This is a genomic window from Polaribacter glomeratus, from assembly GCF_002954665.1.
Lineage (GTDB): Bacteria > Bacteroidota > Bacteroidia > Flavobacteriales > Flavobacteriaceae > Polaribacter > Polaribacter glomeratus.
In genome coordinates this window covers 498,190-515,938 of record NZ_MSCM01000001.1, presented here as the reverse complement: position 1 = coordinate 515,938, position 17,749 = coordinate 498,190, and the positions used below count along the sequence as shown (strand labels likewise).

The window sequence follows — 17,749 nt, the reverse complement described above, 5'->3', positions numbered from 1 at the left end:
CTACAAATATAAAATTTTTCATTCGATTACAATTCATTAAAACCCTTTTAGTATCATTTTTAATAGATATTATAATCATTTTTAATGCTTTGTATTTTTTTAGTATATTTAAAATAAAAATCAATGTTATGTTACATTTATTGAGAAAAGCAAGACAAAAACTTTTAACAGAAAATAAATTTAGAAAATACATCATATATGCTCTTGGAGAAATACTTCTTGTAATGGTTGGTATTCTGCTAGCATTGCAATTTAGTAGCTGGAACCAACAAAAAGAAAACACAAAAAAAGAAGAATGGTATTTAAATAATATTGTGGAAGATTTAGAATATCAAAAAGCAATACTAAAAGATATGATTATTCATTATAACGAATCAATTTTTATTGAAAAATCAATAATAAAAGACTTCTCTATAAATTATAGTTTCTCTGATATCGATAGTTTAGATGATAAATTGAATTATTTAACGATTTCATATGACTTTCCTAAAATAGATAATACCTATAGAGAGCTTGTTTCTTCTGGACAATTTAGTTTAATTAGTGATAAATTTTTAAGTGTTGAAATTATAAATTACTATTTATTTTGTGAAGCAAATGACAATGATGTAAATAATGATCTTAACAATATTTTTTACAAAGAAATATACCCTGTTATTAATAAATACGCTCAAGTTACTATTTATGAAAAAGGAAGCTCGCCGGATGACGAGTCTTTAAACGATATTGACCCCGCTTTAACTTTATTTATACAAAACAAACTAAAAGAACCTGCATCTAAACTAGAGCTCATTAATGCCGTTAAAACCAAATTTATTTTACAAGAAAATTTCCTTGATTTAGTAAGTAAAACCTTGATTGATATTGATTCTTTAATTAAAAAAATAGATGCTTATTTAGGATATACGCCAGATATGGTAAATCATTATTAGTAATTAATAATAAAATATTAACAATGCTCTTTTTTATCATAACAACGGGCTTGATTTAAGATCAAAATGTATTTAAGCAAAACAATAAATAAAATATAATACACTAATATTCAATAAAATAAATATTAAAAATATTTATTTTAACATTTATTTAACTATATTTGATTTAACCAAATTACTTAGAACAAATCTAATTAAATATACCATGACTGCATTCACAAACATTTTTATGATTCAAACGATGAAGAACCTGCAGTCTCAATTATTGATGGAATATGCGGAAATGACTTTTTTAATAATTTTTATTTCAATAGCTACTTTTATTATTATGGCAACACCAGTTGCACTATTTTATTTTACTTTAGATAATTATTTTAAATGGAGAGTTACCAAAAAACTCATTAACAAAGACTTGTGTTGTAAAAATAATCAAAGCCATTCATCGTATGTTACTAAAGTATGCGAGCAATACAAAACTTCTTTTACTAAATTTATAGCCAACGCATCTGCTTTGATTGCATGGAATATATTCTCTATAATTTATATTAGCCTCTACTTTTCTGATTTTAAAACGGGAGTTTATACGTACTTCTTATCTCCTTTTCAGGTAATAGAATCATTTAACATCAATTACTCAATAGATACGCTTTCGCAATTTAAAACAGAGGGTTTTTATATGTTTGTTATATTTATGATCTCTTTACTATTTTTTCAAATTGGAAGATATGTAGCACTATTTTTACTTAAAAACAATCTATTATTTAGTCTAAAAAATAAATTACTTACCAACTACAACCAATTAGAAGCAACAATTATTGAGGCTTAATTAAAAGTTTACAGCAATTAGAGACCTTAAAAAATATTTTTAATAGATTCTAAAGAATCTAAAACGGAATTATATAAACAAAAAAATACGGCAATTGCCGTATTTTTATATCGTATCAAGTACTATTTATTTTTTAACGGGCGTTCCGTATAAATCATAATCTCCAGCTTCGTGAATTTCGATATCGATAAACTCTCCTATTTTAACATAATGCTCTTTTGCATCTACTAAAACATCATTATCAACATCAGGTGAATCGTATTCTGTTCTTCCGTAAAAATACTCGCCATCCTTTCTATCAAACAAACATCTAAACGTTTTACCAATTTTTTGTTGATTCAGTTCCCATGAAATTTGAGACTGAATTTCCATAATCTCATTAACACGTTTAAATTTCACATCCGCAGGCACATTATCTTCTAAAACATAAGCCCCAGTATTTTCTTCGTGCGAATATTCAAAAACACCTAAACGCTCAAAACGCATTTCTTCTACCCACTCTTTTAATTCTTGAAAATGAGCTTCTGTTTCTCCTGGATATCCTACAATTAAAGTAGTTCTTATCCCCATTTCTGGCACAGCTTCTCTAAATTTATGAATTAAAGCAGTCGTTTTTTCGTGCGTTGTTCCTCGTTTCATCGATTTTAAAATCTCTGAATTGATGTGTTGTAAAGGAATGTCTAAGTAATTACACACTTTAGGTTCGCGTTTCATCACGTCTAAAACATCCATTGGAAAACCTGTAGGAAAAGCATAATGCATTCTAATCCATTCTATTCCGTCTACTTTAGCCAGCGCTACTAACAATTGTGCTAAAGCTCTTTTTTTATAAATATCTAAACCATAATAGGTTAAATCTTGTGCAATTAGCATGATTTCCTTAATCCCCTTTTCTGCTAATTTAGTAGCTTCTATAACAATGTTTTCAATTGGCGTAGATTTATGCTTACCTCGCATTAAAGGTATTGCGCAAAAAGAACAAGGTCTATCACAACCTTCGGCAATTTTTAAATATGCATAGTGTTTTGGAGTCGTTGTTAAACGTTCTCCTATTAATTCGTGCTTATAATCCGCTTCTAAAACCTTTAATAAATTTGGCAAATCATGTGTACCAAAATACTGATCTACATTGGGGATTTCCTTCTCTAAATCTGGCTTATATCGTTCACTTAAACAACCCGAAACAAAAACTTTATCAATTTCACCCGCTTCTTTTCTTTGCACATAATGCAAAATAGTGTCAATACTTTCTTCTTTGGCTTTACCAATAAATCCGCAAGTATTTATAACAACAATATTTCCATCATCTTCAGGATCTTCGTGAACCACGTTTTTACCATTGGCTTTTAACTGGCCCATTAGCACTTCAGAGTCGTAAATGTTCTTTGAACAACCTAAAGTAACAACGTTAATCTTATTTTTTTTGATAGTTTTTGTGCGCATATGTATAGCTTTTTGCCCTTAGCTGCTTGGCTTTAGACAGTATATTCTTATCATTTTTCGCTTTAATTTGTATAAAAATTAAAACGAGTGCAAAAATAGTGATTTTTAAATGATTGGTATTCTTTCTATTGATAGTTTTTAGGCATTTTTCTCACTTTTGTTAATTGTTCAAAAGCATACCCGATTTCTAATAGTCTTCTTTCCGAAAAAGGAACTCCAATAAACGTTAAACTAATAGGTTCTCCCGACTCTTTATATCCCATAGGAATTGTAAGCGTTGGATATTTTGCAACCGCGGCAATACCCGAATGATAATTATTAATTGATAAAATTGCGTCTAAATTCTCTGCTTCTAAAGCTTGTAAATACTTTTTCCCTTCTGAGTTTAAATGTTGTTTCACAATTTCTAGCTGTTCTAAAGTAGTGGTATCTTTTACTATTCCTTTAAATAATTGTTGACCATAAGGAGCTCTTAAAAGAGAATCTTTTTTATTAAAAGTTATAACATCTTTTACATTTTTAACATTTAAAGATTTGTCTGCATTGTTCTTTAAATATTTTGGCAAATCATGTTTCATATCAATATTTAATAAAGTAATAAACCCATCAAAAGAAATTTCTGGCGGTGTAATTTCTAAAATCTCTGCTCCTGCTTTTTTAAGTTCTTTTATCGTATTTGCATAAATTGAATCTGATAAGAGCGATTTTAAAACTCCTACTTTCTTACCTGTAAAGTTATTTCTAAATCCGTTTTGTAAATAATCTCCGCTTAATTTTTTCGAAGCATTATCCTTCTCATCAAAACCTTTTATCGCGTTTAATAAAATTGCGTTATCAATAACATTTTTTGTCATTGGGCCAGGTGTATCTAAGGTACTAGAAATTGGTGCAATACCGGTTCTACTCAAAACACCTATGGTAGGTTTTAAACCTACAACAGAATTCAAACTTGAGGGCGATGTTATAGAACCCGATGTTTCTGTTCCTATCGCTGCAACTGCATAATTTGCAGCAACTGCAACGCCACTTCCTGCAGAACTTCCTCCAGTTTCAAATACTTTTCTGCCGTAAGGGTTTAAAGTTTGTCCGCCAATGGCAGAATATCCTAAAGGGCAACCAGAACAGAAAAAATACGCCCATTCACTTAGGTTTACCTTCCCTAAAATTAAAGCACCATTTTCTTTGAGTTTTTCAACAATAAAAGCATCCGTTTTAGTTAAATTTTTTTCTAACGCAATCGCTCCCGCGGTAGTTGGCATTTCTTTTGTGTCTATATTATCTTTCAATAAAATAGGCATTCCGTATATAGAAAATTCAGAAATATCTTTTGCATTCTTATCTTTTTCTCTAGCTTCTTTTAAAACATCAGCATTTAGTGCAATAATGGCATTTAAAGATTTTGTACTATCACTTTCAAACTTTCTAATTCTATACAAATAAAAGAGCGTCAATTTTTCATAGGTTAAACTTCCTGCTTTGATGCTTTTTTGTAGCGAAGGAATGTCTTTTTCAAGAATTAAAGGTTTTAACTTTTGGTAATTTTCTTCAGAAAAATAAGCTAAATCGTCCTTAAAAGGTTTAAAAACTTCATTCATATCTAATTGCTTAGATTGAATGAGTTTAAATTTCATTCTATTATTTTCATGGTTTTGCTGTGCTACTAATTCAGCCGTTTCATTATATTTTTTAAAAATGATTTCAGGTTGTCGATTTTTACAAGAATTTAGTAAAAAAGTCAGCATAAAAATAAAAAGAATATTTTTCATAAGAAAATAAATTTGCTGGGTTAAATATACAAATTATTTAAAATTATGACCTTACGTGTTTAATTTAGTTTATTTTTAAATATCGATACAATCTATTTATATGGCTACTTCTATTGTTATCTGCGGAGCAGGAATTGCGGGCATTTCGACAGCTTACTATTTACTTAAAAACAATTGTAAATCGAAGGTTGTTTTAGTTGATAAAAATCAACCTTTATCATTTACAACAAGTAAATCTGGCGAAAATTACAGAGATTATTGGCCACAAGAATGCATGCAGAATTTTGTAAGCCGCAGCATTTTATTGATGAAAGACTTAAGACTAAAATATGGCTCAGACTCTTTTAAAATGATAGAATCTGGTTATAATTTTATAAGTCATCACAAAGAAAACCCTATTTTTGACATAGAATCAAATGACAAATCTAAAGCCCTTTTAGAAAAAATTGATGACACGGCAATCATCCAAAGAGACTATCCTTATTTAGATAAAAAGATAGCAAAAATTATAAAAATAAAAAATGCAGGTAAAATTGATGTGTACGATTTAGGTAATTTACTATTACGTGAAGCTAAAAAAATGGGACTTCAATTTATACAATCAGAAGTTTTATCAATCAGTAAAATTAATGGCGATTATAAGGTAAATTTAGCTTCTAAAGAAACCCTAAATGCCTCTAAAATTGTAATTTCTTCCGGTCCTTTTATCAATACTATTGCAAACATGTTAGATTTACATTTTCCTGTTATAAATACGTTACAAAGAAAATTTATCATTCCAGATCCTAAAAACATCATCCCAAAAAATATGCCTTTTACCATTTATGCAGATTCTCAAAAGCTAAATTGGTCAAAAGACGAAATCGCTTTTTTTTCTTCGGATGAAAAGTTACATTGGTTATTGCAGGAGTTTCCTGGAGGTTTGCATATAAAACCAGAAACTGAAGGCATAAAACTCGGCTGGGCTTTTCAAACAGAAAGTGAAATACCAGAATGGCATCCTAAAAATTTCGATTTATTTCCGCAAGCAGTTTTAAAAGGTGCCAGTCGGTTTATTCCAGAGTTAGCTGCTTATGAAGAAGATATTCCTACGCCAATTATAGAATATGCTGGTTATTACACTAGAACAAAAGAAAATTGGCCAATTATTGGGCCAACCAAAGAGAAAAACGTTTTTGTTGTTGGCGCACTTGCAGGTTACGGAACAATGAGCGCTTGTGCTGCTGGAGAATTATGTGCTAACCATATTTTAAAAAGTATTGATTTGCCTAGTTATGCTGAATATTTTCATCCATTGAAATATGAAAATCCTAAAATTATGAACTTAATTAATAACCTTAAAAGTGATGGACAGTTGTAAAAGGTTACAAAAATTTTCTTTCTATAGTTTTAATTGGGTAATTATATAAATTGAACAGAAATTTGAAAAACACAAAACATCAACATTTAATAAACTTTGCAATTATTTTTATAATTTATAGTTGCGCATCAGTTAAACAAAATATGCAAAATACTTCTCTTAAAACAGTATCCACTAGCGCTAAATTTGAGCCTAAAAACGGCGAATGTCTATTTTTTATTGGTCAAGATTTAAAAGCTATTGGCGGTCTTGAAAATTATTCTGATGGATATTGCGACCATTTTGAGATTCCTGCCGGCATTACTTTATACACCGGTTTTGCAAAAGGAACTGAATCTTACGGATATCTGCAAAAAGGAAATGACGGCATTAAAACGATTGCAAATTGGGGCGCAGAAGACAGTTGCATGCAATGTTATGTGGATAATGCAGCTTTTAAACATAGCATTATTGCCATTGGTTTATCTTTAGTTGGTAACGAAAAAAAAGTAGCAAATGGCAAACACGATTCTTTAATAAAAGAACTTGGCGAATGGATTAAAAGTATAAAAAGGCCTGTTTTTCTTCGGATTGGTTATGAGTTTGATGGTTGGGATTGGAATAATTATAACAAAAAAGACTATTTGGCTTCTTGGAAACGCATTCATGCCATGTTTGCCGAAATGAAAGTAACCAATATTGCTTTTGTTTGGCAATCTAAAGGAACAGGTTCTGATCAAAAAATTTTGGAAGAATGGTATCCTGGTGATGATTTGGTTGATTGGTGTGCCTATTCTTATTTCATAAACACAGACGAAGAAATGCTAACCTTTGCTAGAAAACATCATAAACCCGTATTTATTGCAGAAGCAGCTCCTATTCTTTTTAATGGTTCACAATTCTTGGATACGTTTCTTTCAAATCCTGCGCAAGCAAAACAAGCCTGGGAACAATGGTTTGTGCCTTTTATTAAAACTTTAAATGACAATAAAGATGTTATCAAAGCATTTTCTTACATCAATGTAAACTGGCCAGAACAGCCAATGTGGAAAAATAACGACTTGTTTAAACACGTAGATTCTCGCATTCAAAAAAGTGAGTTTATTACAAAAAAATGGTTAGAAGAAATAGCAAATCCCAGATATCTAAAATCCACCCCTAAGTTGTGGTCTCATTTAGAGCAGAAAGATTAAATAGTAGCTTTTATATGTTGATGAATTTCAAGAGATAAATTGTCTAACCCTACTAAATTAAGCTATTTTCTAATCATTTTATTTCAACAACTCGCAGCAATAAATGGTTCAAAAAATATTCTTAAAATTTTTGAAAAAAAATCTAATTATGAATGAATTTATTAACATACATTTGTACTCAAATTATTTATAAATGCTTTACTTTAAGTGTTTTATTTTTAGCCTTATTTTGTGGCTTTCTTTTACCTCATCACTTCAATTAAATGAAGCTACCTCAACTTTTGATCGCAAAACAGAAATTAAAAATTTGTCTAACAACATTAATCATCAAGCATTAATTGTTGATGCACATTTAGAAATAAACAGTGCTAATTGGTCTGGAAAAACATCTAAAATTCCAAATAACTATTTAGAAAATAAACTAAAGCAACCCGTTGCCGAAACTTACAATTATAAACTTGTTTATTTAGCGATTGGAAATAGGATTCCTTTAAAACTAACATCAAAAATTATCCTTTTTCCTTTTCATTTTTTTACGTAAAAAAGTACTTCCTATTTTTTACTAAAAAGTGTTCTCAATTTTCGAGAACAGAAAGTTAATGCAGTTAAATCAATAAAAAACTTACACTATGCTTGCAATAAAAATATCAATGTCTGTGATTTACACAATCACTACCTTATTCTGTGTTTTACCATGTATTTATTTCATATTTATAGGAAAAAATAATACCACAAAAAAAGAAAAATTATTTAAAAATACCATAAGAAATGAAAACGTTTCTCTGAGTGAAACAGAGCAATGGCATAATAATTTTATTGGCTTTGACGATTATCAAAATATACTAGTTTTTATGCAGTTGATAAACGAAGAAGTATCGCTTTTAAAAATAGATTTAAACCAGATAAAAGGCTGTCAAATTAATAAAAAAACAAGAGATGTTAAAAGAGAAAATAAAATGCATACTGAATTGCAATCTTTAAATTTAGAATTGATGTTTTTAAAGAAAGACAAAATTAGTACGCTTAATTTATATGATGTAAATAGTGAATTTACACAAGATTCAGAAATAGAACGTGCTGAAAAATGGCAGAAATTAATTCAACAAAATAAACTAAAAGCAGCTTTAAAATAAAGGTGCAACTTAATTCAATTTAACTATAAAAAATGCAAGAAAACCTAAATAAAGTATCAATAATGTCACTTTTAGTAACATTAGGAATTGTTTTTGGCGATATAGGAACCTCACCTCTTTATGTTTTTACAGCCATTACCCAAGGTAACACTTTTGATGAAGTATTGGTGCTTGGAAGTTTATCTTGCATTTTTTGGACGCTATTAATTATAGCAACATTTAAATATATTTACTTAGCTTTAAATGCAGACAACCACGGCGAAGGAGGTATTTTTGCGCTGTATGCATTATTGCGCAGAACAAAGTCGAAATGGATTATTTATCCTGCATTGATTGGCTGTGCCACATTAATTAGTGATGGTTTTATAACACCTGCAATTTCTATTTCTTCGGCGGTTGAGGGATTAAGTTTAATTTATCCAGACATTTCAACTTTACCAATTGTAGTTGCTATTGTAATTGGTTTGTTTTTAATTCAGCAGTTTGGAACTAAAAAAATTGGCGGCTTTTTTGGCCCAGTAATGCTTATTTGGTTTTTAACTTTAGGAACCTTGGGCGCGCTACAGCTAATAAAAAACCCAGAAGTTCTAAAAGCAATAAATCCTGTGTATGCCTTTTCGTTTTTATATAATTACCCAAAAGCTATTTGGGTTTTAGGTGCAGTATTTTTATGTAGTACAGGAGCAGAAGCATTATATTCTGATCTTGGTCATTGCGGTAAAAAGAATATACGAATTGCGTGGACTTTTGTTTTAAGTATGTTGTTGCTTAACTATTTTGGACAAGCTGCTTTTTGTTTATCAATGCAAGGAAAAGGCAGTGTAGACTCGGTATTTTATGCAACTGTGCCAGATGGATTTTTATATTACGTAATAGGTATTGCAACATTATCTACAATCATTGCTAGTCAGGCATTAATTACAGGAATTTTCACCTTAGTAAATGAAGCTATTAAACTTAAACTATGGACTAATTTAAAAGTTAAGTATCCTTCAACTCACAAAGGTCAAATTTATATACCTGCAATTAATTATTTTTTACTCTTTGGATGTTTATTAGTAATTTTTATTTTCAAAAAAGCGTCGAATATGGAAGCTGCTTATGGACTAGCAATTACCATAGATATGATTATGACAAGTATTTTGTTGGGCTTTTTGTTAAGGATTAGAAAACGAAAATTGAAAAGAATATATGCTTTTTTTGTAATTGTTTTTTTTAGTATAGAATTCACTTTTTTAATATCAAATCTTAATAAAATTCCTCACGGTGGATGGTTTACACTTTTGCTGGCGTCATTTTTCTTTTTATTACTGCTATTTTATAACAAAGCTAAAAGATTAAGAAGCAAATTTGCCGAATATCAACAAATGGTAGACATTAAGCCGATGCTAATTAGTATTCAGGATGATATTCAGATTCCTTTTTACGCCACTAATATTGTATATCCAACAAGATCTTCTAATGCTAATTTAATTGATAGAACCATCGTACATTCCTTATTTTACATGCAACCTAAAAAGGCAAAAGTATATTGGTTTTTACATTTAAATATTACTGATATGCCTCACGAAATTGCCTATGAAATTGAAACGCTTATACCAAAAAGAGCCTTTTTTGTTACCTTAAATTTAGGATTTAAGGAACCGCACTTAATCGATTATTTTATCAAGAAAATTTATCAAGATTTAATTGATTCGGGAGAGATAATACCCGAAAGTGCTTTTAAAAGCTTGATTGATTATAAGATTCCAACAGATTTTAAATACGTTTTAATAAACTCACGAGCGGCATCAGAAAATGAATTATCACTAATAGATATATTCACCATAAAACTCTATCGCATCTTAAAATCGAGTGGTTTAACAATCATTTCAGACTTTGGGCTAGAATCAGCAAATATTGTGGAAGAAAAAATACCTATAAATGTTTCAAAAATTAATAATGATTTATTAATAAAAAGGATATAAATAATATCAACTATATTTTTTACTGAAGTTATAAAGTCTAAAAAAATATTAAAATAGATTTTTAAGGGTTAAAATAAAAAAGGTTTTGGAATTTAAAAAATTAACAGAATCGTTTTTATTTTATCCTTCTTTTTTTACAAAAATCTATAGATAAAAAATATGTACTACTTAAAGAATCCGTTTTAAAAATTGATTAAAGAAACTACTTAGTAGCAATATTAAAAAATAATTTAAGCCTAAAAACACTAAACAGAACCCTACTTTGGAAATTATAAATATTTTTGGAAATTTTTTCCTAAATCTAGATAAACACCTTTTTGAATTGGTTTTAGAGTATGGAATTTGGATTTATGCCATTCTCTTTTTAATCGTATTTTTGGAGACAGGACTCTTAGTTATGGCTTTTTTACCAGGAGATGCTCTATTATTTACTGCTGGTACTTTTTGCGCAGGTGTTAAAAATGATTTGGGAGAAACAGCGGAGTTGAATCTCGTTTTAACACTTATTCTATTGCTCATAGCTGCAATTATTGGTGATGGTTTAAATTATTATCTTGGTAAACATATAGGTCTAAAAGTGCTGAATTGGAAAATTAGGAATAAATCAATCGTGAATCCAAAATACATTATAAAGACCAATGAATTTTATACGCTTCATGGTCCTAAAACAATCATTATTGCACGTTTTTTACCTATTATTAGAACTTTTGCGCCTTTTGTGGCAGGAATTGCAGAAATGCCTTATGCAAAATTTGCTCGCTTTAATATAATTGGAGCATTTGTGTGGGTTTTTAGTTTGGTTTTTCTAGGTTACTTTTTTGGAAATCTAACCTTTGTGAAAAATAATTTTGAAGCTATGATATTAGTAATTATGCTACTATCTGTTTTACCAATATTTATTGAAATTATTAGAATAAACTGCAAGAAGATCAAAAAATAAATTAACAAAACTGCTATAGAGTTTTATGGAAAAAATGACCCCTTGGATTGTATTAATATCTTACTTACTTGCACTTTTACTAATTGATTTTTTTATTTTACATAAAAAAAATCGCGTAACCTCTGTAAAAAGAGCTGTTTTTGAAACTATTTTCTTTATTACCAATGCACTCATCTTTTCTGGTCTTATATATTGGTTTTACGATAATAATCTGACAGAAAACTTAAATAACCTACAACCAACTGAAGCAGTAATTAAATACTTAACAGGCTATATTATTGAACTTTCTTTAAGTGTTGACAACCTTTTTGTAATTGCTATTATCTTTACTTCTTTTAAAATTCCGAGTCAATATCAACATAAATTATTATTTCTTGGAATTCTTGGGGCAATTATATTTCGTGCAATTTTAATTAGTGTTGGATTGATCTTATTAGATAAAATTCACGGAATGAGTATTATTTTTGGTTTATTTTTATTATTTACAGCTCTAAAAATGTTAAAAAAAGAGCCAGAACAAGAAGTAGAAAAAGAACCAAAAGGAATCATGAAATTATTTAGATTCAGTAAAGAATTACACGGCGGCAAATACATTGCTAAAGTAAATGGTAGAACTGTTTTTACGGCACTTTTTGGTGCATTAATAACTATCGAATTTACAGATTTACTTTTTGCACTAGACAGCATTCCTGCAATTTTTGCAGTAACCACAGACCCTTTTATTGTATATAGTTCAAACATATTTGCCATCATGGGTTTAAGATCTCTTTACTTTTTCTTGTCAAATATGCTCGATAAATTCACCTACTTAAAATACAGTATTTTTGCCATTCTTGTATTTGTCTCTATTAAATTAATGACAGCTGGCTTGCTAAAAATTCCTGAATGGTTTTCACTTTTATTTATTGGAGTTTCGCTTTCTATTGGTATTTACATATCAACTCTTAAAGTAAAATCAGAAAAAAATTAGACACAATTAAATTTATAATTAGTACTGTTTCTTCAACTATTTAGAAAAATTACTGCAATTATTTCTTATTAAATTTAGGTGCTAAAGTAATTGCCGTTGTAGTTCATCTTATGAAAAAAAGTATTAAAGACTTAATTTTAAAAAATCCAATTTTAAACCTTTTATAAAAGACAAATGATAGTAAACTGCTATTTTTAAATGACTTTCTCCTTAAGATACTGTTCAATTTTCTTCTCAATAGTTGCATCTACGTCACTAATATTTAAATAAAATCCTTTATTAGCCTCTAACAATGCCTCTAAAGCACTATTATTTTTCCATAATAAAACTTTTCCGCTTAAAACATCTGCTCCAGAATACACTAATATGTAACTTTTAAACAAATCTTTTTCTAAAGGTTTTATTTGAATAGAAAACTGAGAATACGAATTGTTTTTTTCTGAAAATTCAGAAATTAAATAGTTTTCTGTTTTATTAATTCTACCGATTCCTTTAAAACTTTTATTATTGATTTTTAAAGTTAACTCGCCAAGGTCATTGTGCACTATAAAGTTGATAGGAATTAAGTAATTATTTTCATCAAGGTAGAATCCAAAATAGTCTCCAATTAAAAAGTTTACAATTTCTAAACGATTCACAGAAACAGAGAGATCAGAATCTTTATGCGGTAAAATGTTTTCTACCTCCATTCGTTGTGAATATAAATAGTGGTGAAAAATAGGATTTACTTCAGTAGATCTCACTTTTATATCTTGTGTTTCTTTATCATTAACTTGTTCTAAAATTAATTTACCTATAACGGGTCCGTTATTTCTATTAAAACCACAATAAGCGCCCAACAAAATTGGTTTAGATTGCATATTATTGCCATAAAATAAGTTCACAAAACACTCTTTGTTTAAACTAGAGTTTTCTTTATTAAAGTAAAAAGACAATGCACTTTCTCCTGTTGGCACACATTTTCCATAATAGGTATAAAAAATAGGTTTCGAATTTCTTTCCCAATATAAAATTTCCCAAGAAACTGTTTTCATTTTATGAATGGTAAACTTACTCTTTATAAAATATTGTTCGTTTTCTACATAATATCCAACATAGTAAAGCGCATTTTCATTGGTTGAATCATCTTCAATATTTCCGCCTTCTGCTTCTCGAGTAGCATCGCTAATGTATAGAGATTCCTTTAAATATTGTTTGTAATTGTCATATCCTGCGGCAATAATTAGCAGCGATAAGTAATCCCTTCTCATTTTTACATTCTTACTGTTTCCTTTTTGTACTTCTCTAACTTTATTATAAATATATTTGCCGTTAATCCATTTTGTGGTTTTTTCAATTATAAATCCTTTTAAGTTAGGTTCTTTCTCATTGAAATTACCAAAGCCATACAACTGAAATACAGTCAACGTTTTTAATTCTACCCCATAATGTTTGGAGAAAGTTACTAATAACTCATTGTGAAGGCTTTCTATAAAACCATTTGAAAGTTGAATTCCTCTTACATTCATTGTTGTATCTTTTAGGTATTCAAAAATACAAGTATTCCTATTAAATTCCTATTTTTAAGGAATAACATTAAATTAACAGGAATGATGGAATTAATAATAATATATTTTTAGATTTGTTTAACTAATTTTAAATACTTGATAATGAAATATTTATTTCTTTGCATTTTATGCAGTAGCTCCCTGTTCATTTTTGGACAAACAAATAAAGATATAGGAGGTAAAATTTTAGACAAAACAGGAAACCCATTGCCTGGAGCTACTATCATCGAAAAAAACAATTCAAACAACGGAGTTACTTCTGATTTTAACGGGGATTTTATTATTTCTGTACCTAAAGCGACGAACGAGTTAGTCGTTTCTTATTTAGGATTTGAGACTAAAACAGTTCAAATAACAAGCAATAATTTGTTTATTACACTATTAGAAGCATCGAATCAATTGGGCTCTATTACTATTAAAGGGTTTTCGTCAGTAGCTAGTAAAGCACGGGTAAGGGCGCAAGCTATTCAAAGTCTTCCAGAAACCACAGTAGCTGTAAATGCAGAAACAATTGAGTTAAGTGGTATTAATAATATTCAATCATTTACTTCTCAAATATCAAATGTAACTTTTAACGAAGCACAACAACCTGGCGTTAACTTCTTAACCGTAAGAGGAATTTCGCAAATTAGAAATGCAGAATCTCCTGTGGCTGTTGTTATAGACGGAATGACTTTGCCAGATGCAAGTGCTATGAATATGTCTTTATATGATATTGAATTATTAGAATTTGTAAAAGGACCTCAAGGAACATTGTACGGTAAAAATGCAATTGCAGGCGCTATTAATATTACTACAAAAGAGCCAACAAATAAAAATAAGACCAAAGTTATGCTATCATCTGGTAACGGCGGAATGTTTGGAGCAGGACTTTCTTCTTCTGGTGCTTTGGTAAAAAGTAAATTTTTTTTATAGTGTTACCGGTCATTATAATTCTTTTGATGGGTTGATTAACAATACTTTTTTAAACCAAAACGTAGATTTTTCAAAAGAATACAATGTAAGAGCAAAACTGAAATATAGATTTAACCCAAGATGGTCTGCAACTTTTGTTCAAGATAATTTTAATGTAGATGCAGGTGGAAACTATTATGTAACTAAAACTGATATTTTTGTTGCAGGACCGCCACTAGCAGATAATGACTATTCGAGTGAGCCATTTGGTGATATTTTAGGAGATTCAGATCTTTCGAATTCGTTGAGTAGTTTTAAGCTTGAAGGTTCATTGAATAAAATGAAAATACAGTCAGTTACTTCCTATAATGCTACTAAAAGATATTACATAGGTGAAAATGATTATACACAGTATGCTTTTAGTAAAGTATCACAACAAGCAGATTCTGATACATTTAGTCAAGAAATTAGAGTAACATCAAAAGAGAATGAAAATTCTAAAATCAATTATACTTTTGGTACACTGTATCAGAATAGTAAGCGTTATTTAAACACTTCAACATTTTTAAATAAAACCTATTATGAAGGCGGATTTGTAGATGCTTCTGCTGAAAATGCAAATTATAGTAAAGATCCATTAGTAGGAAACGATGATGATAATTCTATTGCAACCTTGGCAGGTTTTGGTTTTTTAGATTTTAAATTATCTTCTAAATTCACGCTTTCTGCAGGAGTTAGAGTAGATTATGATAAACTAACAAATGAATCTCGTATCTCTAATACTTCTCAAGAAAACGACATCACTGTTTGGCAACCTAAATTTTCAATATCTTATCAATTTTCAGAAAACACAATGGGGTATGCAAATTACGGACGTGGTTATAGAAGTGGAGGATTTAATTCTGATACTACTGTAAAATTTGATAAAACGTACAAAGCAGAGTTTACAAATAATTATGAAATAGGTTTAAAAACAAGCTTTTTAAATAACAGAATTATTTTTAATAACTCATTTTATTATATCGATTTTCAAAATCAGCAACAATACACTTTTATTCCTGTAACACCAGCGGTATTGGGAATTTATAACTTTGATGAATCTAAAATTTCAGGATTTGAATCAGAAATAAAATTTAGAGCAACTAATAATCTAGATTTCTTTGCAAGTTTAGGTCTTAATGATGGTGAGATAAAAAAAGGAACGTACAACAGATTAACCAACGCGGCTGCATTTGATTATGAAACCCATGAAGATGTAGATGTTAGCGGAAATACATCACCATTCACCATAAAAAGTACAATTCAACTAGGTGCAAATGCTAATTTTGAATTAGGAGAAAAATCAAAATTAGGATTTCATTTAAATGTTGATAGTAGAGGAACACAATATTGGGATCCTTTAGAAGAGTACAAACAAGATCCATACACGCTGGTAAATGCAAGAATAAATCTAAAATTTGATAAAATAGGAATCAACCTTTGGGCTAATAATATTTTAAACACCAAGTTTAATACAGAGTTTTTTCCAACAGCAGAATTTGGTTTTAACAACTTAAGGTTTCCAAATACACCTACAACCATTGGGATAGATCTATCCTATACTTTCTAAATCTAGAAAACTAATTACAAAAATTTAATAATTAATTTTTCTTCTTATCAATAATTAGATAGGAAGGCAGGATTACTGACGCAAAAATTAAATAATAATCAACACTTAAAATAACAAATTATGAAAATCAATTGTAACATTTTACAGTTTCATGAAACAGGACAGCTAGACGTTTTAAAAATGGACAATGTAACGCTAGAAGACCCAGTAAACGATGAAGTATTATTCAGAGTCGATGCATTTGCTATAAATAGAGCAGATGTGCTTCATTATCAAGGTGCGCATACTACGTTGCCTACTTTTCCTGCACGTATTGGTTCAGAAGCAACAGGTGAAGTTATTAAAATAGGTGCTAAAGTAACTGATTTTAAGGTAGGTGATAGGGTTACTTCTATACCTTTAAATACAGATAAATATGGTGTGCAAGGTGAATATGCTACAGTACCACAAGATTATTTGTCAAAAGCGCCAGAAAATTTAACTACAGAAGAAGCTTGTTCTATTTGGATGCAATATTCTACCGCATATTTTGCTTTATTTCATGTAGGTAGCGTAAAAAAAGACGATTTTATTTTTATCCCTCCTATTTCTAGCTCCGCTGGCTATGGTTGTTTTGAATTGGCAAGAGATGCTGGTGCCAATGCTATTGGATCTACAAGGTCAAGTGCTAAAAAAGAGGAGTTAAAAAAATTAGGCATCCATAATCTTGTCATCACAAACGAGGAGTCTGTTGAAAACAGATTGGCAGAAATAACGGGTGGAAAAGGCGTTAGTTTCGTGTATGACCCAGTAGCAGGAAACTTTTGTAACGAATATTTAGACTCATTATCAATGGGTGCAGTGATTATTATTTACGGATTATTAGATCCGAATCCAACACTATACCCATTGGTTCCTTTAATTCGTAAAAAAGCAATTATGGATGCATATTCTCAATTCAATCATGTAGAAGATATCAATAAATTGAATGAATGTAAAGCTTATATTTTAGAAAGAATTAAAACAGGAGCAATCAAACCAGTGGTGAGCAAAGTTTTTGATTTCAAAGATTACAAAAAAGCGTATGAATATATGCTTTCTAATCAGCAGATAGGAAAAATTGTAGTTCGCGTAAGTAAATAAATACCGCGAGATGGGCTCATTGTAGTATCAAATAAGAATACTTTTTTACTATTTTGACGAAGAGTGTT

The 17,749-nt window shown here is 29.5% G+C and carries 15 protein-coding genes; 12 read left to right on the top strand and 3 right to left on the bottom strand.

Going from position 1 to position 17,749, the window contains the following annotated elements; genetic code table 11:
• The first annotated feature begins 128 nt into the window (after positions 1-128).
• Entirely contained in the window at positions 129-932 is an 804-nt protein-coding gene (locus BTO16_RS02220; RefSeq protein WP_105020037.1) for a DUF6090 family protein, read from the top strand.
• 205 nt (positions 933-1,137) lie between these two features.
• A complete protein-coding gene (locus BTO16_RS02215) occupies positions 1,138-1,758 on the top strand; it encodes a hypothetical protein (RefSeq protein WP_146105328.1) in 621 nt (206 codons plus the stop codon).
• A gap of 126 nt (positions 1,759-1,884) precedes the next feature.
• Here the strand turns inward: BTO16_RS02215 and rimO are convergent, their stop codons facing one another.
• Together rimO and BTO16_RS02205 are read right to left on the bottom strand one after the other, a co-directional pair.
• Positions 1,885-3,201, bottom strand: coding sequence for a 30S ribosomal protein S12 methylthiotransferase RimO (gene rimO / locus BTO16_RS02210; protein WP_105020035.1), 1,317 nt, complete (start codon positions 3,199-3,201; stop codon positions 1,885-1,887).
• A 125-nt stretch (positions 3,202-3,326) separates the two neighbouring features.
• Entirely contained in the window at positions 3,327-4,967 is a 1,641-nt protein-coding gene (locus BTO16_RS02205; RefSeq protein ID WP_105020034.1) for an amidase family protein, read from the bottom strand.
• A gap of 100 nt (positions 4,968-5,067) precedes the next feature.
• On the opposite strand from BTO16_RS02205, the gene BTO16_RS02200 reads away from it, so the two are divergent.
• The 7 genes from BTO16_RS02200 to BTO16_RS02170 all read left to right on the top strand — a co-directional run bounded on the left by BTO16_RS02200 (position 5,068) and on the right by BTO16_RS02170 (position 12,509).
• Positions 5,068-6,327 carry an NAD(P)/FAD-dependent oxidoreductase gene (locus tag BTO16_RS02200; RefSeq protein WP_105020033.1) on the top strand — a complete coding sequence of 420 codons (1,260 nt, stop codon included), beginning with the start codon at positions 5,068-5,070 and terminating at the stop codon, positions 6,325-6,327.
• Positions 6,328-6,470: 143 nt separating this feature from the next.
• Positions 6,471-7,499 carry a glycoside hydrolase family 26 protein gene (locus BTO16_RS02195; protein WP_105021475.1) on the top strand — a complete coding sequence of 343 codons (1,029 nt, stop codon included), beginning with the start codon at positions 6,471-6,473 and terminating at the stop codon, positions 7,497-7,499.
• Between the two features lie 193 nt (positions 7,500-7,692).
• A complete protein-coding gene (locus BTO16_RS02190; RefSeq protein WP_105020032.1) occupies positions 7,693-8,040 on the top strand; it encodes a hypothetical protein in 348 nt (115 codons plus the stop codon).
• A gap of 88 nt (positions 8,041-8,128) precedes the next feature.
• Positions 8,129-8,632 (top strand): hypothetical protein, encoded by a 504-nt coding sequence (locus BTO16_RS02185; RefSeq protein ID WP_146105327.1) that lies wholly within the window; start codon positions 8,129-8,131, stop codon positions 8,630-8,632.
• A 32-nt stretch (positions 8,633-8,664) separates the two neighbouring features.
• Complete coding sequence (locus BTO16_RS02180) at positions 8,665-10,599, top strand: KUP/HAK/KT family potassium transporter (protein ID WP_105020030.1); 1,935 nt, start codon at positions 8,665-8,667, stop codon at positions 10,597-10,599.
• Between the two features lie 262 nt (positions 10,600-10,861).
• Positions 10,862-11,539, top strand: a complete 678-nt coding sequence (locus BTO16_RS02175) for a VTT domain-containing protein (RefSeq protein WP_105020029.1) — start codon at positions 10,862-10,864, stop codon at positions 11,537-11,539.
• Between the two features lie 25 nt (positions 11,540-11,564).
• Positions 11,565-12,509, top strand: coding sequence for a TerC/Alx family metal homeostasis membrane protein (locus BTO16_RS02170; RefSeq protein WP_105020028.1), 945 nt, complete (start codon positions 11,565-11,567; stop codon positions 12,507-12,509).
• Between the two features lie 194 nt (positions 12,510-12,703).
• Here BTO16_RS02170 and BTO16_RS02165 read toward each other — a convergent pair whose 3' ends face one another.
• Complete coding sequence (locus BTO16_RS02165; RefSeq protein WP_105020027.1) at positions 12,704-14,017, bottom strand: hypothetical protein; 1,314 nt, start codon at positions 14,015-14,017, stop codon at positions 12,704-12,706.
• Between the two features lie 141 nt (positions 14,018-14,158).
• Between BTO16_RS02165 and BTO16_RS02160 the strand changes: the two genes are divergently transcribed.
• The 3 genes from BTO16_RS02160 (at position 14,159) to BTO16_RS02150 (ending at position 17,681) form a co-directional block, all read left to right on the top strand.
• A complete protein-coding gene (locus BTO16_RS02160; protein ID WP_105020026.1) occupies positions 14,159-14,971 on the top strand; it encodes a TonB-dependent receptor plug domain-containing protein in 813 nt (270 codons plus the stop codon).
• A gap of 31 nt (positions 14,972-15,002) precedes the next feature.
• Complete coding sequence (locus tag BTO16_RS02155) at positions 15,003-16,559, top strand: TonB-dependent receptor (protein WP_105020025.1); 1,557 nt, start codon at positions 15,003-15,005, stop codon at positions 16,557-16,559.
• Between the two features lie 120 nt (positions 16,560-16,679).
• On the top strand, positions 16,680-17,681 hold the full coding sequence (locus tag BTO16_RS02150) for a zinc-dependent alcohol dehydrogenase family protein (RefSeq protein ID WP_105020024.1): 1,002 nt from the start codon (positions 16,680-16,682) through the stop codon (positions 17,679-17,681).
• Positions 17,682-17,749 lie beyond the last annotated feature (68 nt).